Raw genomic sequence first — 22,939 nt, forward strand, 5'->3', positions numbered from 1 at the left:
AACTACCCGCGCAAAAAAGAACGGCACATTCGGGTAGGGCGATTTGTGCTGCAAAATATGATCGTGCGAAACAACCTCGTGGTGGGTCCACTCAAAAACCGAATGCATACCAAAATAAAGGATTAGGAAGAACACCGCAGCAAACGGAAGATAGGCTACCATTGCTTCGGGCACACGTTTAAACATGGCCGACCACCCCGATTGTGTAATGTACTGGATGGCGGCAAAAAAAGCCGCGCCAATGGCCAGCGACACAAAATAGTAGTTGTTTAAAAGGTAGTTTGCCCAGGTGCGCTCGGCATCAAAAACAAAACCCAGTGCAAACGAAACTACACCAACACCCATTAGTGCGTAGGTGAGCATTTTAAACTTATTGGAAAGTGTTAATCGGTCTTCCATATCTGTTGCTTTTTGTTCTTTTCAATCTGTTACTAGTTTACCCCTCTCCCTGTCGGGAGCTCCCCTCAAAAGGGGAGCATGTTTTAAATTGAGCCGGTGCGAAACATGTTACGCTCTATCCTGCTTCAAAGATGTTTCCACTCGTGAGGGGAAATGGCTACAGCCAATGGGGTATGGTATAGTATTTCTCATTTTAAACTTTTCAATTCTGTAATACCTCTTTTACGTACATCGAAATTTTCCAGCGGTCGTCTGGTTTAATCATCGAACCGTGCTCGCCCATAATTCCAAAGCCTACAGTAATTACATGGTAAATATCTCCTTCAGGGCTGGCCATCATTTTTTCGCTTAATAAGCTGGCCGGCGGGTAGGTGTATTTTTTGCTTACATACAACGATCCTTGTCCGTCGCCTTTTTCGCCATGGCATTGCATACAGTAAATACCATACATCTTTTCGCCGCGTTGCAGGTTCTCTTTGCTTGGTTCTAACTCGTTTACCAGTGTGGCTGCTGCCAGTGCCCGGTCTTCATCGGTTTTTTGATAAGCATAAGGAACCGTTCCTCGAGGGATCGTCCCCTGAACAGGCGGTTGCATGGTTTTTCCGTCGGCAAAATTCGGGTTAGGCGTGTAGCTCTCGTAAGCCGGCGATGTAACCATATCATCGAAATACTGCCAGCCTGTTGTTCGGCGGTTGTAATCGCAGGATGAGATCAAGGCAAAAGTTAAAAGTACAAAGGCAAATTTTGCACCGTCCTTTAGGGCGGTGTCGGTAATATTAAGCATCCTGAAATTGAAGCTTTGAAAATTGTTAACTTGAAAAATAACAATTTTCAAAGCTTCAATTAGTTGCTGTACCTGCCTGATCACCGCCCTGAAGGACGGTGCAATATGTCTTCTAATTGATTTTAATGCATTCATAGTATTATTCAATTTTACCATGTTCAGTTAGAATTGCTTTTAACGACTCACTGTCGTTTGCAATACCGTCTTCGTCGAAAACCATAACGAATTTATCGTCGGTGGCCCGCTCGTGAAAGATCTCAGCTTTTTTACCGGGAAAAACTTTTGCTCGCGCCGAAAAGGTAAAGAGCGTAAGCAAGGTTATTGAGAGGATAGTTGCCACAATAGTTACCACAATAAACGACGGGAAAGCATTAAACGGTTTTCCTCCGTAACGTAAGGGCCAGTCGATTACTGCTGCATAAGTTAGGAATCCGAGGATACCCAGCGCTGCAAACAATCCGTAAAAGAACGCTGCATGTGTAATGCGTGTTTTTATGGGCATTCCTTCCAGTATTTCGTGTATCGGGTAGGGCGTGTAAACCTCAACCGGCATTACTCCTTTGTCTTTTAGTTTTTCAAAGGCATCAACTAAAGTTGCTTCGTCGTCAAAAACGCCAAGGATATATTTTTTACTCATGACTTTTTGCTTTTAGTTGTCCGTTATTTGGTTTGTCGAATTTTGCCACACTTTTTAATTCAGAAATGGCAATCATTGGAATGTAGCGGAAGAACAACAGAACTCCGGCCAAAAACATTCCGAGTGTACCGATAAAAAATCCTACTTCAACATAGGTGGGCGAGTAATTGGCCCAGGCTGCAGGCAGGTAATCGCGGCTAAGCGTGGTAACCACAATGTTAAAACGTTCGAACCACATACCGATATTAATGATGATGGAAATAATGAATACGATCCACATGCGTTTGCGTACGCCCTTAAACCAGAACAACTGCGGAATAACCGCGTTGGCCGTAAACATGGCCCAGAATTGGAAAGCATAATCGCCGAACAAACGGTTTTTAAAGAACATATAGGTTTCGTACTCCGAAGCCGAATACCAGGCGATAAAGATTTCGGTCATATAGGCAGTTCCCATAATCAGCGAAATAAATATCAGGATCCGGCAAACCGCATCAACGTGTCGGTCGGTAATAAAATCATTCATATTATATAAACCGCGCATAGTTATTACAAGGGTAAGCACCATCGCGAATCCCGAGAAAATAGCTCCGATAACAAAGTATGGCGGGAAAATGGTGGTGTGCCAACCGGCTTGTACCGAAACAGCAAAGTCGGTCGATACAATCGAGTGTACCGAAACTACTAATACTGCAGCAATTCCACCCAGCACAAAACTCAGTCCTTCAAAACGCAGCCACTCACGGCTCGAACCGGTCCAGCCGAAAGCAAAAAATCCGTAAACGGCCTTTTTTATTTTCGATTTCGCTGTGTCGCGAATGGTTGCAAAATCAGGCACCATACCGAAATACCAGAAACTTGCTGAAATAAGCAGGTAGGCCGAAATGGCCACAAAGTCCCAGAAAAGTGGCGAGTTAAAATTCACCCACAGCGGCCCACGCGTATTCGGATACGGGAAAATAAAGAAAAACAACCACGGACGGCCCATGTGTAACAGTGGGAAAAGGCTGGCACAGAACACTGCAACCACGGTCATTGCCTCGGCGGCGCGGTTAATGGCAGTTCTCCATTTCTGCCGTAAAATGAGCAGGAAAATGGAAAATGCGGTTCCGGCATGTCCGATACCAATCCACCAAACAAAGTTGATGATGGCCCAACCCCAGGCTACCGAGTTGTTTACTCCCCAGGTACCAATTCCGGTTGAAATAGTAATGTATTTGCAATACAAACCAAATCCGAACATGCCTAAACTTACCAGCATGGCTGCATACCACCACAGTGGCGTTTTGGCGTGGATGGGTGCTAATATCTCTTTCGATATCTGACTGAACGACTTATCGCCATCAATTAGCTTTCCCCTTACGGCTGAATTAAACATAGGCGTTTATGCTTTTTTGTTTCTTACTTTAGTTAAATATCCTACCGATGGCAGCGTGTGCAACTCTTCCAGCAAATGGTAATTGCGCTCGTTTTTAAAGAGCTTGTTGATTTTGCTGTTCTCATCGTTCAGGTCGCCAAAAACCAGTGCATCGGCCGGGCACGACTGAACACAAGCAGGTTGCACTTCTCCGTCTTCCAGCATTCTTCCGGCAACTTTAGCTTCAGCTTTTTTCTCCTGAATACGTTGCACACAGAACGAGCATTTTTCTACCACACCACGCGAGCGAACGGTAACATCAGGGTTAAGTACCATACGTCCCAAATCGCTGTTTGATGCGTAATCGAATTCCGGATTTTGCACATACTGGAACCAGTTAAAACGGCGCACTTTGTACGGGCAGTTGTTCACACAATATTTTGTTCCCACGCAACGGTTGTAGGCCATTTGGTTCAAACCTTCCTCGCTGTGTGGTGTTGCCGAAACCGGACAAACATTCTCACACGGTGCATTGTCGCAGTGTTGGCACATTACCGGCTGATGATACACATCCGGATTTTCGGCGTCGTTCGAGAAATAGCGGTCAACACGAATCCAGTGCATAATCCGGCGGTTACGAACTTGCTCTTTCCCGATTACCTGCACGTTGTTTTCGGCCTGGCACGAGATGGAGCAGTTTCCACATCCCACACAACTTCCCAGGTCGACGGCCATTGCCCAATGGTGACCTTTAAATTCCTGCTCAGGATATAAGGAAACGTGGTGTTCCAAATGTTCCTTGCGGATTTCGTTCCCCGAAGCCGGATCAAGTTGCCATTTATCGAAATTTGTTTCGCGAACAATTGGCCGGCCTTCCATTGAATGATGCGTTTGCGACAGTGCCAGCTCGTAAGTTTTGTCAGTAGTCTGTACATCGGCACCACTTAACCAAAGTTGTTTGGCATTGTTTTGAATGGATGCCAGCGCGTACATATTTTTACCAACACCGTCGCCAACTTTTCCGGCTGTTTCGCGGCCGTAACCCAATGCTACCGAAATGGTGTCAGGAGCTTGTCCGGGCTGCACAAAAACCGGCATTTCAATACCGTTTATCGTAATCACCGATTCATTCTGTACCCCATTTTCTTCGGCCCATTTTACCGGAACTGCTGCAAAATTATCCCAGCTGATTTTTGCAACCGGATCGGGCAATTCCTGTAACCACGGATTGTTGGCAGAATTTCCGTCTTTTAATGCCACACTCTGGTAGAAAACAATTTCCCATCCCTGAGATTGTTGGTCGCCAAGTTGTAAAGCATTTGCTAATCCATTCTCGCTATAAACTGGTGCTTCAGAACTTATCTCCGTTTCGAATACTCCTTTCTGCAGAGCATCGTTCCAGAATAATCGCGAATTAGAATATTTTGATTGCAAACCTGTGAAGTTCTCTTCCCAGTTTGCTTTTAAAGTTTCGTAATAGTTGGGCTGTTCTTCACCGGCCCATTTTAGCAGCGTTTCCTGAACCTGTCGACTGTCGAACAGTTTTGAAATAGTTGGCTGCGACAAACTGAATACTCCCTTTTTAGGTTCGGCATCATTCCACGCTTCAAGGAAGTGTGGGGCAGGGCACACCCAATGGCAGGCTGCTGTTGTTTCATCTTTCCGGTCGGAGAACGAAACTGAGAGTTCAGCGCCAGAGATCAGTGCCTTAATTTCCTCGCCTTTTGGATGATTGTACACCGGGTTTACGCCCCAGCAAAGTACTCCGGTAATTTCTTTATTTTTTAATCCGCTGATTACTTTTTCAAAATCGGCATCTATCGCCTGATGTGTATTTAATGGTCTGTCAAATAGAATGGTTGAACCATAATTTCCCAAAAGATTATTGATGGCATTTACGATCAGTTGGATGTTCACATCGTTGCTTCCCGAAATCACCAGCGACTTTCCTTCGTTGGCCAGCAAGTCTTCGGCCAATCCTGTTACATCAACCGGGCTCCCGGGAGCCGCAATGGTCATAAATCCTTTTGCCTGCATTAACTGATAATACAGCGCTGTTAAAATCGTCTTTTCTTCCGATGGTTTTATCGGTACACGAACATCGGCATTTGATCCGGTCAAAGTCATTCCCGACTCAAACTGATAATGACGACTCATTTCATCGCCTTTATCCAGCACTCGTCTTCCGGCTGCATAACCTTTGGTGTATTCAGTTGAAGAAAGCCAGGTGCCCAAAAAGTCGGCGCCAAAACTGGCAATTACTTTTGCCCGCTCGAAACGGTAGTCGGGAATCAATGCTTTTCCAAAACTCTGTTGGTTGGCTTCCAAAATTCCACTTGCCGAAACAGCATCGAATTTAACCCACTCAATATTTGGGTATTTTTCCTGAAAGCTCGCAATTACTTTTTTTGTAGTTGGCGAAATTATGCTTGAGGTGAGCAGAACAACTTTTTTCTTGTCGTTATTTAATTGCTCTAACTTTTTTGTGATGTAGCTGTCTATTTCTTCCCAGTTGGTTGCCTCACCTCTTTTCAATGGAGTCTTAAAACGGGCGTCATCATAAAGATCAAGAACCGATGCCTGAACCCTGGCAGAAGTACCTTTCTGCGAAACCGAAGACAGATCGTTGCCTTCAATTTTTATGGGGCGGCCGTCACGCACTTTCACTAAAACGCTGCAGTATTCGTTGGCTTCAAAATAACTCGATGCGTAGTAGTTGGCCATCCCGGGAGTTACTTCTTCCGGTTTTACCAGGTAGGGAATGGCTTTGTCGACCGGCCTTTTACAACTGGCAACAACTGCTGCCGCTGCAACGCTAAATCCAAAAGTCTTCAGAAAATCGCGTCTTGATGAGCCTGACGCCTTTTTCATTACGGCACGCTTGGCATCCAGTTCCAGTTTAATTTCGTTTTGTTTAAACTCCACCGGATTATTCAACTCGTCTAAACTTCTCCAATATTTTGTCATAGTTTGTTTGATTCTGCTTTAAACTTTAATGATTAATAGTGGCAGCGCATACAATCATTGGCGCCAATGTCAGCTGCTTTTATCGAGTCGATCGCTCCCGATTTCATTTCTTCGTGTAACTTCACGTAATGTTCGTAATAGCCATTATTTCCAAAGTCAACTTCGGTATCGCGGTGGCAGTTAACGCACCAGCCCATCGACAGATCGCTGTGTTGTTCCATTATATCCATTTCCTCAACCGGACCGTGGCATTGCATACAGTCGAGTTTGCCTGAGCCAACGTGTACGGCATGGCTGAAATAAACATGGTCGGGCAGGTTGTGAATTCGTTTCCACTCAATTGAGTGCCCGTTTTCTGCGGCATCTACCACTTTGGCAATTTCAAACTTGCCACTGTTTGTTCCTTCACGAATCAGAATGTGACAGTTCATACAAAGGTTAGTGGCGGGAATACCTGCCGATTTACTCTGTTCTGCCGTTGTGTGGCAATACATACAATCGATTCCGTTTTCGCCGGCATGTACTTTATGCGAGAATTTTATGGGTTGATCGGGCGCATAATTTTCCTGGCGGCCTAATTTAATGGCATCGGTAACAATCATTTTTACCTGCCAGCCAAAAGCGCCAAGCAATATTATTAAAGGAATGAATTTCAATTTAATTTTTCGAATGAAGATCAGTTCAACAACTGCCCAGGTAATCAGCAACCCTAAAAACAGGAACAGAATGAGATTGTAATGTGTTGGTTTTGCCGGAGGAACTCCGGTGTGTGCCAAATTGTCTAAATAAATTTTTACTGTTTTCAGATCTTCTTCCGAAATATCGAAATTAACATGCGAAGCTTCCATTTTTATACCTACCGGATTCAATACCGAGGCTTGAAACGATTCAAAATCCTTGTCAACATATTTAATTGCAATATCCATTGCCGAAGGATTCCAGTTGAGTGTGTCAACCCGGTTTAGATTGTGACAGGAAACACATGACGAATACTCCCGATCGAAGGGTAATAATCCTTTGAAAAAACGTTCACCACGTTTTACATCTTCGTGCGAATGTCCTTCGGTTACAACAGATTCGGATGAATCGGCATACAGATTAGTTGAAAGCAAAATACAGGTAACAAATGCGAACAGGGATATGAAAATTTGCGTTTTTTTCATGAAACCTCCCCAAAAGAAGTGTTCTCTCATTCTGTTAAGTTTAGTATTAAATTAAAGGCCTTTTTATCCAGACTTATCCTATTAACAATAAAAAGACCTTAAGGTTCTGAAAGAATTAAATTTTTTACGTTAAATAGCTGAGAATGTTTGAAAAATATGATTGGTAACATTTATGAGAAATGAAATTTCGATTTCTAATATCGATTAGAGGCGGGATTTTCAGCCTTCAGTTTTCTCTTTTTCAAGATGTTCGGTAAGCTTTTTCACCAGTTTCATGTTCTCGAAAAACTCGGCAGCTATCACCCTGAGAATGGTGTATACCGGAATAGCCAGGATCATTCCGATAATTCCGGCCATACTTCCGGCTGCTATAATTACAAGGAAAATTTCAAGAGGGTGTGCCTTTACACTGCTGGAATAAATAAGTGGCTGAAAAAGAACGTTGTCGATTACCTGAACAGAAAGAAAAACCACTGTCATCCAGCCTAAAGTGGGTAAAACTTCGTTCATAAAATCGAGATTAATATGTAAAGCAGCACCTATGAGCAAACCAAGTGCAGCCCCCATCCAGGGCCCCAGATACGGAATAACATTAAACATCCCGCAGAACAAACCTATTACAACCGCATGGTTGAATTCGATGCCTACAATGGTGAGGCCAATGGTGTCGAGCAGCATTACCATAAAAACTTCTAACAGAAGGCCGATGAAATAGCGTCGTAGCAGGTAGGAAATAGAATTGAGAATATGAGCAACCTTTTCTTCTAAATGGGTAGGAACCAGTAGTATGATGAAGGTGCTAAACATGGTTTCTTCTTTCAAAAAGAAAAAGGTGATAAACGAAACGGAAAAGAAACCGATTAAAAGTTCTCCAATAGTTCCGGCAACCAACCCGAACCAATTCGACACCTGCGAAAAATCGATTTCAGCCCCCAGACTTTCGGTAACAATATCCATAAAATTCTTCGACTCGATGCTCACGGTGTCCTTGCTAAAAAAGTGCATGAGATTTAGTAAGGGTTCTTCAATGGAATCGAGAACGAGTGTAAAGTCAATTTGCGAAAGGGTTTCAACCTCGCTTAGCAAGAGCGGGATAATGAACCTGAAAAAGGAAATAAAAACAATCCATAAGCTTACCAGCGTTGCAAAAGCCGCCAGTCCTTTAGGAATTTTAAAACGTTTGTATTTAATTTTTGTTAGCCAGCGGGTTAGCGGGCGACCAACAAACGATAGCACCACCGAAATAAGAATGTAGGTGACAATGGCACTAAAATACCACAACAGAAAAATGATAAAAAGAAGTCCGACAATAAAAAGTGTATTGCGTGTCCAGCCTTTAAGTTGAATCATTTTTGTTCGTTTTTAACAAATATAACCAAATTTGGGATGAACGGATTTGTTATTTGGCTTGAGAAGCCAGAAAATGCAAATACCACTGAACGATGTACGCATTATACGAATGGGGTATAAGCGGATGTTTCATTTTTATATCTCGCCGCAGTTGGCCGGTTATTTCGCGGTAAAATATTCCGTCGTTCATGGGGTAGTACAAGGTTTTCAATTGATGAGGCGCTGCTTTTATAAGCCGGGTTTTTAGGTTTTGAAATTTTGAGTCTTTCTGATCTGAGATTTGTTTCAAATCAAAATCAACCCCATGTTTTTTGAAAAAATAATCTTCTAGCGATTTGTTGTAAAGGTGTTCTCTGTTTTTGTTTCGGGCATCAATTCCGGCAAAGAACTGAAGGTTTTGTTTATCGAAAAGCGGCATTAAAACCTCAATCCCAAAAAAGGAATAAACGTGGTTCGAGTTGCTGATAAATTTACATTGCCTTTCGCGTAAGTCCCAAATCTCGTATACTTCAGCCGGAGAAAGACTTTTCTGTATTAAAAGGTTCTCTTCGAGGTATTTTTGCAATGCAGCTCTAAAATCAGGTTCTGCCGTCAGTGAAGTTCCCAGTGTTTTTATAAGCGTTGCTCCCAACTTTGATGCTTTAAGATCAAGAATTGAACTATTAAGATGTGCACCTCTTAAAAAGTCGCCGGGATGACCGGGAAGCGCAACCGTATTTTCGTTGATGAGTTTCTTTTCTTTCAAAAACTTTACCGCAAAATAATCCTGTAAATACGGCATCGACGACCAGTGTCCGGAGTAATTTGCATAATCAATGAATGTCTGATCGGTTTTAAAATTATCGATCAGTTCTTCGTTGTATTCAATAAAGCGGTACTGAAATCCCAGCTTCTCTGCAACCTTTTGGGCCGTTTGTTTTTCGCTAATGTTTTTTCTTCCCCAGGTGACACAAAGAACTTCTTTATGGCCGAATTCCGCTAACAAACAAGCCAGTAGTCGTGAGTCGTAGCCTCGGGTAAGCGGAAGAAATATTTGTTTGTTTTTAAGCTGGTTGTAATACTTTTCAAAAACCTTGCGAAAATGAGTTGCAATAGCTTTAGGAGTTTGTTCTGCGCTTGGTTTGCGGTGAAGTTGAAATGCAAAATCAGAAGCTACTTTCTCCGAATTATTTTTGAAACAAACAATCTCGCCAGGTTGAATTTGTGTGATAGTTGCATTTAAAGTTTGCTGAAAAGGTGTTACGCCAAATTGCAAAAAATAGGAGGATGCAAATGTGTCAATTTCTTTGTCTGTATTGTTTTGCTGCAGCTGTTCCGGTTGATCGCTAATCAAAAAATTACCGTTGTCGATTTTATAGAAAAGCGGAAAACTCCAGGTGTGGCAGCACGTAGCCCATGTTTCTTGTTCGTTTTTCACAACGATGGAAAATTGTCCGTTCAATCGCGAAACAAAATCTTTAAATTGCCCGAAATCAGTAATATGTTTTTGCGTTTGCTCCAAAAAATCGTGTCCGCAGAAATATTCTTCTCCCAGCCAGGCAAAGCCGGTAACACTGACATTTTTTTCTGTCGACCATTTATATTTTTCCAGATACAACATTCTTACAACCAGATTTTAAGCAGCGCAATTGGAGTAATCAAAAGTACCATTTTAAAAAAGTAGATCCCTGCTTGTTTTAAATTTACGCCTGCCAAAAACAAAGAGTAAATCGTTAAAAAGGCAAAAAATACCACACCCGATAAACTATACAAAATCACGGTTATAACAACATCTTTAAGAATTAAACCGCCAAGCAGTAAACTGGCAATCCGGGCAATTAGCAAAAATATGTTGTACCACATCGATACGTTTTGTTTTTCCTTAACGATCAGGATGGCCGAAAGCGGCGACCCCAGCATTACAAAATAAAGCCAGGGGGCAATAAACTGTGCCAGATAACCAGAAAATGCCCATTCGGCACCAAATAAAATGGTAAAGATTTGTTGCCCCCAAAAACCAAGTACCGCAAAAGGAATGATGCCTAGAAGGACCAGTTTTCGGAAAAGTGAGAATGTCAGTTCTTTAAGTTTGGCCGGTGTTTGCTCAAGCGTTTTTGCATTTTGTATATAAACACTGGAAATGGAAATGCTTAACAATTGAACCGGCACACTGATATAGCGGTGCGAAAAGGAATACAAGCCCAGCATTTTGTCTCCAAAGAAAGGTTTAAAAAGAAAGACAGGAAGCTGGCTGCTAATAAAATTCATTACCTCTGAAACGATCGAAAATTTGGGGAATTTAATGTAACGCTGCGCCAGTGCTCTTTCTTCCGAATTAAATTTCCCGAGGCGAAACAAACTTGCTTCATCAACCCGGAATGAGAAAACAATAAAAGTAAAAAGTTGCGCAACTACAGCTCCTAAAAACAATCCTGTTGCCGGAAATAAAAAGAAAGCGCATTGCAAAACGCCTGCTAAAACCGCCCTTGTAATTTCCAAAACCGATAGCCGGTTAAACTGTTTTTTGCTGATATAAATATTCCGGATCAGTTGAATGGCGCTAAAAAAATAAGCGTAAAACGGAACAAGTAGGATATGCAGTTTTTGACTTGTCTCGGGCTGCAAAACCAGGATGATTAAGCCAACTATTACCAACGCAGTTAAGTTAACGGCGGCATTTATTTTTTGTGCAAAACTCCCGATAAGCTTGCGTTCAGCTGATGTTTCAACCAGGATAATTGCCTTTTCGTATTTGCCGGTGGATATGATAGAAAGTACCGAAGCAATGGTGAGGTAAAGTACAAAATCGCCAAACTGTTCGGGTGCATACAGCCTTGCAATTGCCAGCGCAAAAACAAAGGGAACCGCACGTGCCAGCACCATTCCGGTAAACAGCGAAGCAATGTTTTTATAAAACTCACTTTGGTTAAGCCGGCGAATACTATTTCTGAAATAACTGGAGAAGTTCATGCACTAAAAACAGGTGTCTCATTTGATGTAAATATCATAAAAATAATTGCTTTGATTAAGCTTTTTCGCGAAAACAAAGAAATACTGGTGCTTTTTATATTTTTGTTCGTTGAATAGTAAAATGGGAAATAGCAATAATGGATTTTATTCTCGATAACCAGGAAACGGAAAAGAAATTTCAGCAGCTGATTAAAGTGATCCGACTGCGGCAAAGCGGTGAAGTTGCGGCAGCGATGAATGAACGCGGGATTTCGTATAAAATGAATTGGGGAGTGTCGTTGCTCGATATGCGTGAAATTGCCCAATCGTACGAAGCCGATCATTTGCTGGCGCTTAAGCTTTGGAACAAACAATGGCGCGAAACGATGATTCTAGCCACGCTAATTGATAATCCGGAGGAAGTAAGCGAAGAACAGATGGATTTCTGGACAAAAAGTTTCGAGAATATCGAGATTGCCGAGCAAGCCTCAACTAATTTGTGGGTAAAAAGTAAGTTCGCTTTTGTAAAAGCGCTGGAGTGGTGCCGAGGCAAAAAGCACCTGGTACGTTTCACCGGAGTTCACCTGATTGGGCGACTCGCAATTACTGACAAAAATGCCATCGACGAAATGTTTGAACCTTTTTTCGAGGAACTGACAACCCTGGCCAAAGATAAAAAGTTGTATACACCAATCTATCGTTCGGTAATTGGAATGGGAAGCCGTTCTAAAATGCTGAATGAACAGTGCATAGAACTGGCAAAAGAATTTCAGTTGAGCGGATCGGAAAATGCCGTGAAGCTTGGCGAGAGTTTGTTTGAGGAGTTAACCAGTGATTATTTTCGGGAACAATTTAAGGAGTAGCCCTGAAGGGATCTTGGATGCTGGATTCTCGATACAGGATACCCCGACGCTTTCGGTCGGGATTTGGCTGTGGCCGATTTTCAATTCGCTCCGCTCAACTTGTAACTCGTAACTCAGGTCTTGCAACTTTGTCAATTAACTTTCTTTAACTGCAAAGCTGTCATGCCGAAACTTCATGGCAGGTTCTTTGTTATCATTGTCTCGACTCAGTAAAACAACAAACTGGGCACTGAACGTTTAATTGAATAAAATGATGAATCTTTCAAAATCTTCAAATCCTGTTTTAAAGGAAAAAACTTTTAACAGAGATTATACAGCGCAGTCGGATGTAATGACTGTAAACGGAACTATAAATAAAACAGCATTAATGTTGCTGTTGGTAATTGCCGGTGCGGTATTTACCTGGAATAAGTTTTTTGAAGCTGTTTCCACTAACCCCGAAGCCGGTTTGGCGGCAGTGGGGCCGTGGCTGGCTGTTGGCGCCATTGGCGGTTTTATTACTGTTTTGGTAACTGTTTTTCGCCCGAAGAGTTCGGGAATATCAGCACCAATATATGCGGTTTTCGAAGGACTGTTTCTGGGTGGGATTTCAGCCATATTTGAGATGCAGTATTCCGGAATTGTAATGCGTGCTGTGATGTTAACACTGGCGGTTTTTATGGTGATGCTGTTCTTATACCGCTCGGGAATTATTAAGGTAACACAAAAATTTATGATGGGTGTTTTTGCGGCTACGGCCGGTATTGCACTGGTATATTTTGTCAGCTTTATTGCCGGAATGTTTGGTGCCGAAATGTCATTTTTATACGGCAATTCACCTCTCAGTATTGGAATTAGCCTGTTTGTTGTAGGTATTGCAGCATTAAATCTGGTACTCGATTTTGCATTTATCGAAAGGGCAGCCGAATCGGGTGCTCCAAAATACATGGAGTGGTACGGGGCTTTTGGATTAATGGTAACACTTATTTGGTTGTACCTCGAGATTTTGCGTCTGCTGTCGAAAATTGCCAGCCGCGACTAATACCAGTTTACACCTCAACTCAATTTTAAAGGAGGACTTATTCTGTTTGAAAAGGGTAAGTCCTTTTTCATTTTTACTGCCGAAGTATTATTTTCGAATATTGTTCAAGCATAAACCAGAAAGGCTATGGAGGTTATTCAGGTTACCGGCAAACACCTGGTAGACGAGTTTCATAAAGTCCCGGAAATAATTTATAAGAAGGATCGCAATTGGATTCCGCAACTTCGGCTGATGATCGAAAACACTTTTGATCCGGCAAAAAACGGCCGTTTCAAAAAAGGCGATGCCCGGCGGTGGGTATTAAAAAACGATGGAAAATTAGTTGGTAGGATTGCCGCATTTTACGATGAGGATTATGCTTCGGGCTACGATCAGCCAACCGGATGTTGTGGTTTTTTTGAGTGTATTAATGATGAAGAGGCGGCATTTAAACTTTTCGATACAGCTCGCAATTGGTTGAAAGAACAAGGCATGGAAGCCATGGATGGCCCGGTAAATTTCGATGAGAATTTCTTTTTCTGGGGAATGCTAAAAGAGGGATTTCGGCCACAAACGTTTGGAATGAACTACAACCCTCCGTACTACAACGATTTATTTGCCGCCTACGGTTTTAAAACCTATTACGAACAATACAGTTATTCGCTCGACATTACCAATCCCGATTTGCCGGATCGGTTTTGGAAAATTGCAGAATGGGTGGCCAAAAAGCCGGGTTATTCGTTTGAGCATTTTTCGTTTAAGAATCAGGACAGGTTTATTCGCGATTTTATCGAAATTCATGAAAAAGCATGGGGGAATCACGATAATTATAAACCCATTAAATTTCAGTTGCTGAAAGATCTTTTATCGGGTGCAAAAATTATTCTCGATGAGGAATTTATTTGGTATGCCTATCACAACGGAAAACCCATTGCTTTTTTTATGCAGATATTGGATTTGAATCAGATTCTACAAAAATTAAAAACCGGCAAGCTGAGTTTGTGGCAGGGCTTAAAGTTGCTTTATCTCAAAAAACGCAAAACCATTACACGTTGTCGGGTTATTGTTCTGGGGGTGGTTCCCGCTTACCAGGGAAAAGGAATTGAATCGGCAATTTTCCATCATTTAAAGAAAGTAATGCTACAAAAAAAATGGTACAATGATATGGAAATGAGCTGGATTGGAGATTTTAATCCGAAGATGAATGCCCTGTTTAAATCGTTTGGTGCCGACCGCACTCAAACTCACCGTACAATGCGTTATTTGTTCGACCGGGATAAAGAATTTGTAAGGGCACCGATTATTGAATAAAATTTATACTTATTGTTTTTTTTAAACTATTATTGCTACAAATTTGAGAAATGCAGTTACTAGAAGTCGTTGACAAGAAAACGAAAAAACAGTTCCACCAGATACCGCACATAATTTATAAGGATGATCCGAACTGGGCCGCTCCATTGCAGGGGATGGTTGAGAGTATATTTGATCCGAAAAAGAACAAAACTTTTAGGAACGGAAAAGCTATTCGTTGGATTTTGCTTGACGATAGTGGTAAACTGATTGGCCGGATTGCCGCATTTATAAATTTCAACCTGGCAAAAACTTACGAGCAGCCAACCGGTGGTTGTGGTTTTTTTGAGTGCATCCACGATCAGGAAGCAGCCAATACGCTTTTTAAAGCGGCTGCCGACTGGAACAAAGAAAATGGCATGGAAGCCATGGACGGCCCGATAAACTTTGGAGAGAATTACATGAACTGGGGATTGCTGGTTGATGGTTTTATGCCACAGGGTTTTGGTATGCCTTACAATCCAAAGTACTACGAAAAGCTGTTTCGCGGATTTGGTTTCGAAGTGTATTTCGAGCAGTATTGTTTCCACCTCGACTACACGGTTCCGTTTCCCGAGCGTTTCTGGAAAATTGCGGGCTGGGTGGCTAAAAAACCACAATATCAGTTCAAACATTTCGATTTTAAACAAACCGATAAATTCGTAAAAGATTTTTGCGAGATCTACGATGCAGCCTGGTCGTTTCACGAGCACTACAAACCGCTCGACCCGGACGATTTGTATGATTTTCTAACGGAATCGAAAGCAATTCTCGATCCTGAAATGATCTGGTTTGCGTATTCTGAAGATAAGCCGATTGCCATGTTTGTGATGATTCCGGACATCAATCAGCTGCTGATAAAACTAAACGGAAAACTGAATTTGCCGGGTATTTTAAAGTTCTTTTATTACAAAAAGAAAAAGGTGATGAATCGAACCCGGATCTTCCTGATGGGTGTTGATCCTAAATACCAGCGTGCAGGAATCGAGTCGGGAATTTTCTGGCACCAGGAGCAGATTATGAAAAAGAAATCGCACCAACATTACACCGAAGTTGAGTTGTCGTGGGCCGGTGATTTTAACCCGAAAATTATTGCAATTTACGAGGCAACAGGTGCTAAAAAGGCCAAAACACATTACACCATGCGCTATATGTTCGACCGTAGTAAGAAGGTTGTAAAAGCACCGTTGATTTCGTAGTTTTAACAACTTGTTTAATAAGCAAATAAATAGAATAAGTTTTTGGAAAGTTGCAAACAATATATATCTTTGCAGCCCGAAAATTAGAGTAGAAATATAAATTTTCGAATGGATTGCACAAGAGAGTGTAACCATTCAATAAAAAAAATAAAGCAAAATGAAAAAAGACATTCATCCAACGGAATACAGATTGGTAGCATTCAAAGATATGTCGAACGGACATACTTTTATTACCCGCTCTACTGTTGATACAAAAGAGACAGAGACTATCGACGGTGTTGAATACCCGATTTACAAACTGGAGATTTCAAACACTTCGCACCCGTTTTACACTGGTAAAACTAAACTTGTGGATACTGCAGGACGTGTTGATAAATTCATGAGCCGTTACGGTAAACACATGGAAAATAGAAAGAAATAATATTTCTTACCGATATAGAGAAGAGCATTCGTCGTTTTGATGAATGCTTTTTTTATTTCTATACGTTTGGAAATGTCGTTCCCCAAAACGTATTAATGCAATTTTGTCGGGTTATTTTCCGAATTCCGGTGAACAAACCGACAATGTAAGCAGTCTGCTTAAATGGCATGGCAATTGCGTTATTGCACCCTGCAAATAAAACCGGCAATGTTTTGCCTGTTCTGTCTGTTTAGCGACAGAATGTCATTATAATAAATAAGAAATATGGGTAAATATAAAAATACAGCTTTTCAAACAATGTTCGGATCGGGAATGATGGATAACGAATCAGACTTTCTTCCAATTATTGCCGATGGCGATGACAAGGATTTAAAGAATGTGGAAGTGCCGTCGGTTCTTCCGATTTTGCCACTGCGTAACACTGTTTTGTTTCCGGGGGTGGTTTTGCCAATTACCGTTGGCCGCGAGCGATCGTTGAAGCTCATTCGCGATGTAAACCAGGGAAGCAAATTGCTGGGTACCGTGGCGCAAAAAGATTATACGGTTGACAAGCCCGAAGCCAGCGACTTGTACGAAATTGGTACAGTGGCCGAAATTATGAAGGTGCTGGAAATGCCCGACGGATCAACTTCTGTTATCATTCAGGGGAAACGCCGTTTTAGAATAAACGAGATCGTCAGTGAAGAGCCTTATTTTAAAGCATCGGTTGAACCCTTAACCGATATTACATCGAAAGATGACAATGAGTTTAATGCCATTGTTGGTTCACTGAAAGACCTGTCGATTAAGGTTGCGCAGTTCTCGGCCAATGTGCCACCCGAAGCCACTTTTGCCGTTAAGAATATTGAAAACTCAACTTTCCTGATCAACTTTATTTGTTCGAATACTGATATAAATGTTGACGACAAACAAAAGCTGCTGGAAATTGAAAGCCTGAAAGATCGTGGTGTTCAAGCCATTAGCTTTTTGGTGAAAGAAGTGCAGATGCTGGAGTTGAAGCACGATATTCAGAAAAAGGTGAAAACCGACATGGACAAACAACAGCGTGAGTTCATGTTGAACCAGCAAATGAAAACCATTCAGGATGAGCTGGGAGGAAACCCGGTGGAGCAGGAAATTAATGCGTTAAAAGAAAAGGCGAAAGACAAAAAGTGGAACAAAGATGTGGACGAATTTTTCCATCGCGAGGTGGAAAAACTGGGACGATTGAACCCGGCCGCCGGCGAATATTCAGTGCAGTTCACATTCTGCCAGACTTTGCTTGATTTACCCTGGAATGAATATACTGAGGATAATTTCGATTTGAAACACGCCAACAAAGTGCTGGATGAGGACCACTACGGGCTGGAGAAAGTGAAAGAACGTATGCTGGAACACCTGGCCGTGTTGAAATTGAAAAACGATATGAAAGCGCCGATCCTTTGTTTGTACGGCCCTCCGGGAGTTGGAAAAACGTCATTGGGGAAATCGGTAGCACGCGCCCTTGGCCGCAAATATGCACGAATGAGTTTGGGTGGTTTGCATGATGAGTCGGAGATTCGCGGACACCGAAAAACATACATCGGTGCAATGCCGGGGCGTATCATTCAGAATATTAAAAAGTCAAAATCATCGAATCCGGTGTTTATCCTGGATGAGATTGATAAGGTGTCGAAACATTTTCATGGCGACCCTGCTTCGGCACTGCTTGAAGTGCTTGATCCGGAGCAAAACAGCGAGTTTCATGATAACTACATTGAGCATGATTACGACTTGTCGAAAGTGATGTTTATTGCCACGGCCAACTCGCTGAGTACGATTGCTCCGCCTTTGCGCGACCGTTTGGAACTCATTGAAGTAAGCGGTTACCTGTTAGAAGAAAAGGTAGAGATTGCGAAACGTCACCTGATTCCAAAACAGTTGGAGAATCATGGATTAAAGAAATCAGATATCACTTTCCCAAAAGATATTATCGAGTTGATTATTGACGGATACACCCGCGAAAGTGGTGTTCGTGAGTTGGATAAAAAGCTGGCAAAACTGATTCGTAGAATTGCCAAGAAGATTGCTTTTGAGGAATCGTACAATAAAAAACTGACCAAAGCTGATGTGCGCGAATACCTGGGGGTTACCGAGTATTCAAAAGAAAAATACCAGGGTAACGAATTTGCCGGTGTGGTAACAGGTTTGGCCTGGACTGCTGTTGGTGGCGAGATTCTGTTTGTGGAAACCAGCCTGAGTAAAGGTAAAGGAGCTTTAACGCTTACCGGAAACCTGGGCGATGTTATGAAAGAGTCGGCAATGCTGGCCCACGAATACTTGAAGTCGCACGCTGATGAGCTGGATCTGAATCCTGAAGTATTTGAAAAATGGAATGTACACGTTCACGTTCCTGAAGGTGCTATTCCAAAAGATGGTCCGTCGGCAGGGGTTACAATGGTTACATCGCTGGCATCGGCATTTACACAACGCAAAGTGAAGAAAAACCTGGCAATGACAGGCGAGATCACCCTTCGTGGCAAAGTGCTTCCGGTTGGTGGTATTAAAGAGAAAATTCTGGCTGCTAAACGCGCCGGCATTACTGAAATCATTCTTTCGGAGCAAAACAAGAAAAACCTGGAGGATATTAAAGAGGCTTACATAAAAGGATTGAAATTCCACTTTGTAAATACTATTATGGATGTGCTTGAGATTGCTCTTTTAAAGGCTAAAGTAGATAAGCCAATGAAGATTGAATAAGAACGATTGAAACGAGTAATAAAGAAAAGGGCTGCTATTATAAAATTGCAGCCCTTTTTTTATTTCTAAAAGAATCCCAGTTCCAGCCGGGCTTCTTCGCTCATCATCGATTTATCCCACGGCGGTTCGAACGTTAATTCTACATCAACTTTTTCTACACCATCAACCGATTGGGCGGCCTGAGTAATATCATCAACCAACACATCAACCACCGGACAGCCCGGTGCGGTAAGTGTCATTAAAATATTTGCCTGGTTATTTTCGTCAATATCTACGTTGTAAATCAGTCCCAGGTCGTATACGTTTACCGGAATTTCCGGGTCGTAAACCTCTTTCAGGTTATTTATGATTAAGTCTATTCTTTTATCCATTTCGTTCCCTCCTTATCCTGCAATCTTGCTATAAGCAACAGCGTATAAACGAATTTGTTTTACCATGGCAAGCAGACCGTTTGAACGGGTAGGCGACAGGTGTTGTTTCAGCCCCAAATCGTCGATAAAGTGCAGCTCTGTTTCAAGCAGCTCTTGTGGTGTACGGCCCGACACAACGCGTAGAAGCAGTGCCACCAAACCTTTAACGATAACGGCATCACTCTCGCCTTTGAAATATATTTTACCATCTTTCAATTCGGCTACCAACCACACCCGCGATTGACATCCTTTTATAATGTTCTGGTCGTTTTTATCTTTGGCGTCAAGCTCTTCCAAATCGTTCCCCAATTCAATCAGGTAGCCATATTTGTCCATCCAGTCTTCGTACATCGAAAACTCTTCAATTATCTCCTGTTGAATTTCTTCCATGCTCATAAATATCATTTTAAGAGTTAGCAAAGATCGTAAATTTCTTGTTTATGACAATGATGGAAGCCGTTTATTCAGACTAATTCAAAACTAACTTTTCGTATAGTTTACAAATGTCGAAATCATTATCTTTAAACTTTCGAACAGAAAAACTAAAAAATCAAGAGAAGAATGACAAAGTTAGCAGGTACAAAAACCGAACAGAATTTATTAAAAGCATTTGCCGGTGAGTCTCAGGCACGTATGCGTTATGATTATTTTGCAAAACAAGCCAAAAAAGAAGGATTGGAACAAATAGCCGCCATTTTTGAAGAAACAGCCATGAACGAAAAGGAGCATGCCAAGCGTTTCTTTAAATTTTTAGAAGGCAACATGGTTGAAATCACCGCAACTTACCCTGCCGGTAAAATTGGTACTACCATGGAAAACCTGAAAGCATCAGCCGACGGTGAAAACGAAGAGTGGACAGAACTTTATCCTGAATTTGCAAAGGTTGCAGAAGAGGAAGGTTTTAAAGAAATTGCCATGGCATTTAAACTGATTGCCCGTGTTGAAGAAGCACATGAAAACCGCTACCGTACCTTGTACAATAATCTTGAAGAAGGGAAAGTGTTTAAACGTGGTGATAAAGTGGTGTGGAAATGCCGTAATTGTGGTTTTATTCACGAAGGAACTGCAGCACCGAAATTGTGCCCGGCTTGTCAGCACCCACAGTCTTATTTCGAAATTAAGGAATCGAATTATTAGAAATACTTTTAGTGGAATTTCCAATATGAAAAATGCCATCCGATTGCTTGTTCAATCCGGATGGCATTTTCTTTTTTGACGGGTTCTGAAATCAAAGCATCATAATTGCTTTATTCAGTGCCTCCATAAAAATATCAATCTCTTCTTTGGTGTTGTACATTCCAAACGATATACGCGCGCAGGCGGACATGCCAAAATGCTGCATAATCGGATCGGCACAATGATGCCCGGTGCGAATGGCAATACCCATTTTGTCGAGCAACATTCCCAGGTCGTAAGAATGTATTCCGTCGATGTTAAAACAGATCACTCCCGATTTGTGAGGTGCTTCTCCGTAAATCTTCAAACCATCGATGGCCTTAAGTTTTTCGGTGGCATATTGTAGTAACTCATGCTCATGGCTCCCCATATTCTCTACGCCAATTTCGTTTATCAGGTCGATTGCTGCTCCAAAAGCTGCTAATCCTGAAATATTAGGCGTACCTGCTTCAAATTTATATGGCAATTCGTTGAAGGTTGTTCCGTCAAACGAAACCTCTGAAATCATTTGTCCTCCTCCCTGGTATGGCGGCATTTCCTCAAGCCACTTTTTTTTGCCAAATAAAACACCTACTCCGTTGGGGCCGTATACCTTGTGCGCCGAAAAAGCATAGAAGTCAACATCCAGTTTTTGCACATCAATTTTTATGTGTGCCGATGCTTGTGCTCCGTCGATCAAAACAGCCACATTGTGTTGGTGGGCTATTTCAATTATCTTCTCAATCGGATTTATAGTTCCCAAAACATTGGAAACGTGATTAACAGCAATCAGTTTTGTCTTCGGAGTGATCAGTTCCGGCAACTTATCCATCTCAAGCAAACCGGTGTCGTTAAACGGAAGTTTTACGACTTTTGCATTTCGTCTCTCGGCAGCAATTTGCCAGGGAACAATATTCGAGTGGTGCTCCATTTCCGAAACAATGATCTCATCACCTTCGGAAACATACTTTTCGCAAAAGCTACTTGCCACCAGGTTAATACTTTCGGTAGTTCCTTTTGTGAAAATTATTTCTTTTCGCGAACCAGCATTAATAAACTCCTTCACTTTATCGCGTACCTCTTCGTACTCAACCGTGGCCTTATCGGCCATGTAGTGCGCGCCACGATGTATGTTGCCATAGTAATCGTTATGCAACTGCTCAAGTTTCATTAACACCTGAACCGGTTTTTGCGCCGATGCAGCCGTGTCGAGATAAACAAGTGGCTTATTGTATACCTTTTGCTGAAGAATGGGGAAATATGATCTGATTTTTTCGATATCGTAATTCATAGACTCATTGTTTACTGAGCGGGTGACTTTGAGTCACCTGCTCAGTCGATATTATGCAAAGGTGCAAAAGATTTTGTAATTTTATTGGAGTACACATTTATTTCATACCTAATTATCTGAATCTTAATTTGCCTATGAACTTTGCACCCAATCATATTTATCACGTCTATAACCGAGGTAATAATTCGCAGCGTATTTTCTTTCAGCGAAAGAATTATCTCTTTTTCCTCAAAAAGATCAGGACACACTTGCTGCCACATTGTGATATTCTGGCCTGGTGTTTAATGCCCAATCATTTTCATTTGATGGTTTATGTGAAGCAGCTGGAAGTTGACTTTATAGATCAGGAATCAGGGCAGTCTAGAAAGCGAAAGCTTAACGATTCTATTTCTATTGTTTTGCGTTCATATACGCGAGCCATCAATATTCAGGAAAACAGGACTGGTAGTTTATTTCAAAACAGAACAAAAGCTATTTGTGTGACCGAAATTAATGGCATTACCCCGGCGTGGTTTCAGTCCGGGTATGGAATATTAATAAATATTGCAGATACTGAAAAGGAATATCCACAGGTATTATTCAATTACATACATGAGAATCCAATAAATGAAAGTCTTGTAACCGTATTAGAAGAATGGGAGTTTTCGTCATTCTTGGATTATTCAGGGAAAAGAAATGGAGACTTGATAAATAAAGAGTTGGCAAGGGAGTTTGGTTTGTTTTAGAATTCACTGAGCAGGTGACTTCAAGTCACCTGCTCAGTTGTTCTGTATCTTAGTAATCGCACTGGTAAGCACAATCGTGACAACGGGAAACTTCACCTTTCAGGCGTTTTTCAACCAGTTCGTCGATACGGTCGCGCAATGGCTCCAGTTTGATCTCTTTTACCACCTCGTGGGCAAATGCGTTCATCATCATCAAACGTGCCTGATCTTCGTTAATTCCGCGGGCACGCAGGTAAAACAATG

19 protein-coding genes and 2 pseudogenes are annotated in these 22,939 nt (G+C 41.9%); 8 read left to right on the top strand and 13 right to left on the bottom strand.

The features are described 5' to 3' along the window. From ABZB17_RS07260 to ABZB17_RS07300, 9 genes and pseudogenes are all read right to left on the bottom strand, one after another. Nucleotides 1–399: pseudogene (locus tag ABZB17_RS07260) on the bottom strand (hypothetical protein); the annotation flags it as partial. Between the two features lie 202 nt (nucleotides 400–601). Beyond that, the gene (locus ABZB17_RS07265; protein ID WP_372648981.1) at nucleotides 602–1,318 is read right to left on the bottom strand and encodes a cytochrome c; all 717 of its coding nucleotides are present in this window, start codon (nucleotides 1,316–1,318) and stop codon (nucleotides 602–604) included. Between the two features lie 4 nt (nucleotides 1,319–1,322). Further along, nucleotides 1,323–1,820, bottom strand: coding sequence for a DUF3341 domain-containing protein (locus ABZB17_RS07270; RefSeq protein ID WP_372648983.1), 498 nt, complete (start codon nucleotides 1,818–1,820; stop codon nucleotides 1,323–1,325). Further along, on the bottom strand, nucleotides 1,813–3,198 hold the full coding sequence (gene nrfD / locus ABZB17_RS07275; RefSeq protein WP_045031802.1) for an NrfD/PsrC family molybdoenzyme membrane anchor subunit: 1,386 nt from the start codon (nucleotides 3,196–3,198) through the stop codon (nucleotides 1,813–1,815). The genes ABZB17_RS07270 and nrfD overlap by 8 nt, the downstream gene beginning before the upstream one ends. Before the next feature lie 6 nt (nucleotides 3,199–3,204). Next, nucleotides 3,205–6,144, bottom strand: coding sequence for a TAT-variant-translocated molybdopterin oxidoreductase (locus tag ABZB17_RS07280; protein WP_372648985.1), 2,940 nt, complete (start codon nucleotides 6,142–6,144; stop codon nucleotides 3,205–3,207). Between the two features lie 32 nt (nucleotides 6,145–6,176). Next, nucleotides 6,177–7,337 carry a cytochrome c3 family protein gene (locus ABZB17_RS07285; RefSeq protein ID WP_372648987.1) on the bottom strand — a complete coding sequence of 387 codons (1,161 nt, stop codon included), beginning with the start codon at nucleotides 7,335–7,337 and terminating at the stop codon, nucleotides 6,177–6,179. Nucleotides 7,338–7,526: 189 nt separating this feature from the next. After that, a complete protein-coding gene (locus ABZB17_RS07290) occupies nucleotides 7,527–8,657 on the bottom strand; it encodes an AI-2E family transporter (RefSeq protein WP_372648989.1) in 1,131 nt (376 codons plus the stop codon). Between the two features lie 49 nt (nucleotides 8,658–8,706). Then, nucleotides 8,707–10,257, bottom strand: coding sequence for a hypothetical protein (locus tag ABZB17_RS07295; protein WP_372648991.1), 1,551 nt, complete (start codon nucleotides 10,255–10,257; stop codon nucleotides 8,707–8,709). 2 nt (nucleotides 10,258–10,259) lie between these two features. Further along, nucleotides 10,260–11,606, bottom strand: a complete 1,347-nt coding sequence (locus tag ABZB17_RS07300) for an oligosaccharide flippase family protein (protein ID WP_372648993.1) — start codon at nucleotides 11,604–11,606, stop codon at nucleotides 10,260–10,262. Between the two features lie 137 nt (nucleotides 11,607–11,743). Here ABZB17_RS07300 and ABZB17_RS07305 point away from each other — a divergent pair, with 137 nt between their 5' ends. The 6 genes from ABZB17_RS07305 (at nucleotide 11,744) to lon (ending at nucleotide 19,115) form a co-directional block, all read left to right on the top strand. After that, nucleotides 11,744–12,448 (top strand): hypothetical protein, encoded by a 705-nt coding sequence (locus ABZB17_RS07305; RefSeq protein ID WP_372648994.1) that lies wholly within the window; start codon nucleotides 11,744–11,746, stop codon nucleotides 12,446–12,448. Between the two features lie 250 nt (nucleotides 12,449–12,698). Beyond that, on the top strand, nucleotides 12,699–13,469 hold the full coding sequence (locus ABZB17_RS07310) for a Bax inhibitor-1/YccA family protein (protein ID WP_372648995.1): 771 nt from the start codon (nucleotides 12,699–12,701) through the stop codon (nucleotides 13,467–13,469). A 126-nt stretch (nucleotides 13,470–13,595) separates the two neighbouring features. Continuing rightward, nucleotides 13,596–14,759 (top strand): GNAT family N-acetyltransferase, encoded by a 1,164-nt coding sequence (locus ABZB17_RS07315; protein ID WP_372648996.1) that lies wholly within the window; start codon nucleotides 13,596–13,598, stop codon nucleotides 14,757–14,759. 50 nt (nucleotides 14,760–14,809) lie between these two features. Then, entirely contained in the window at nucleotides 14,810–15,976 is a 1,167-nt protein-coding gene (locus tag ABZB17_RS07320; protein WP_372648997.1) for a GNAT family N-acetyltransferase, read from the top strand. Between the two features lie 157 nt (nucleotides 15,977–16,133). After that, the gene (locus tag ABZB17_RS07325; protein ID WP_319479464.1) at nucleotides 16,134–16,397 is read left to right on the top strand and encodes a type B 50S ribosomal protein L31; all 264 of its coding nucleotides are present in this window, start codon (nucleotides 16,134–16,136) and stop codon (nucleotides 16,395–16,397) included. 264 nt (nucleotides 16,398–16,661) lie between these two features. Continuing rightward, on the top strand, nucleotides 16,662–19,115 hold the full coding sequence (gene lon / locus ABZB17_RS07330; protein ID WP_372648999.1) for an endopeptidase La: 2,454 nt from the start codon (nucleotides 16,662–16,664) through the stop codon (nucleotides 19,113–19,115). 65 nt (nucleotides 19,116–19,180) lie between these two features. Here lon and ABZB17_RS07335 read toward each other — a convergent pair whose 3' ends face one another. Both ABZB17_RS07335 and ABZB17_RS07340 read right to left on the bottom strand, forming a co-directional pair. Next, nucleotides 19,181–19,486, bottom strand: a complete 306-nt coding sequence (locus tag ABZB17_RS07335; protein ID WP_045031823.1) for a metal-sulfur cluster assembly factor — start codon at nucleotides 19,484–19,486, stop codon at nucleotides 19,181–19,183. Nucleotides 19,487–19,498: 12 nt separating this feature from the next. Further along, nucleotides 19,499–19,921 carry a SufE family protein gene (locus tag ABZB17_RS07340; protein WP_163325666.1) on the bottom strand — a complete coding sequence of 141 codons (423 nt, stop codon included), beginning with the start codon at nucleotides 19,919–19,921 and terminating at the stop codon, nucleotides 19,499–19,501. Nucleotides 19,922–20,086: 165 nt separating this feature from the next. On the opposite strand from ABZB17_RS07340, the gene rbr reads away from it, so the two are divergent. Further along, nucleotides 20,087–20,662, top strand: a complete 576-nt coding sequence (gene rbr, locus ABZB17_RS07345) for a rubrerythrin (protein ID WP_372649001.1) — start codon at nucleotides 20,087–20,089, stop codon at nucleotides 20,660–20,662. Nucleotides 20,663–20,753: 91 nt separating this feature from the next. Here rbr and ABZB17_RS07350 read toward each other — a convergent pair whose 3' ends face one another. After that, entirely contained in the window at nucleotides 20,754–21,971 is a 1,218-nt protein-coding gene (locus ABZB17_RS07350; protein ID WP_372649003.1) for an aminotransferase class V-fold PLP-dependent enzyme, read from the bottom strand. A 314-nt stretch (nucleotides 21,972–22,285) separates the two neighbouring features. Here ABZB17_RS07350 and ABZB17_RS07355 point away from each other — a divergent pair, with 314 nt between their 5' ends. Then, nucleotides 22,286–22,696 (top strand): hypothetical protein, encoded by a 411-nt coding sequence (locus ABZB17_RS07355; protein WP_372649005.1) that lies wholly within the window; start codon nucleotides 22,286–22,288, stop codon nucleotides 22,694–22,696. Nucleotides 22,697–22,745: 49 nt separating this feature from the next. On the opposite strand, the pseudogene ABZB17_RS07360 reads toward ABZB17_RS07355, so the two are convergent. Further along, a pseudogene (locus tag ABZB17_RS07360) lies at nucleotides 22,746–22,939 on the bottom strand (Fe-S cluster assembly protein SufD); the annotation flags it as partial.

Origin of the sequence: Draconibacterium sp. (assembly GCF_041583095.1) — a bacterium.
Lineage (GTDB): Bacteria > Bacteroidota > Bacteroidia > Bacteroidales > Prolixibacteraceae > Draconibacterium.